Here is a 620-nt window from a genome sequence, read left to right as displayed (position 1 = left end):
CTCAATCAACCAGCCACCTTCACTCGGCGCAGCGTTGCCTAAGGCAAATGGACGACCCACTTCGGCTGATACCGCCGCACCCCAACCGTTTTGACGATCAGGATTGCTGCCACTGCGGGATTCGTATTTGTTGCGCAGATAGGATACTTGGCCCACCACATCCAAATAGCTGCCATTGGCGGCGTAATAGGTATTGGTTAAGCCTAGACTGATGGCATCGGATTTGCCTTTGCCTGTGTACTTATCGGTACTGATGAGACCGTTTTCAGCACGGTATTCATCGGCAAAGTCGGTGTCGGCTTTGCTGTAGCTACGTAGCCACCGGTAAGGTTGTGGCTGCCATTGTCATTGCGTTTCACCAAGAAGTCATGACCTATTTGGAAACCGTAGATGTCGGTATCGAGGTTCAATCGATGCTTGCCATCTTGTTCCAAGTGCTTGCCATACACCCGTGCCCAAGTCTGTCCTTTGGCATCACTGCCGCAGGTACCGCATTCGTCCCAAGCGAGGGTTTGGTTCTCGCCTCGGCGTTCGTGTAGGGTGCCAATGCTGCTATAGCCTTGTTCTAAGTTCACCCGTGGCATCGCTACGTATCCCGGTACGCTGTTGGCGTAGATCGG

At 53.2% G+C, this 620-nt stretch carries 1 pseudogene; it reads right to left on the bottom strand.

What is annotated here, in order from left to right:
• Positions 1–584: pseudogene (locus A2F46_RS11785) on the bottom strand (autotransporter outer membrane beta-barrel domain-containing protein); the annotation flags it as partial.
• Positions 585–620: the final 36 nt, after the last annotated feature.

This window comes from Snodgrassella sp. CFCC 13594 (assembly GCF_001590725.1).
Classification (GTDB): Bacteria; Pseudomonadota; Gammaproteobacteria; order Burkholderiales; family Neisseriaceae; genus Snodgrassella.
The sequence above is the reverse complement of the archived record's forward strand: the minus strand, read 5'-3'. Positions and strand labels throughout refer to the sequence as shown.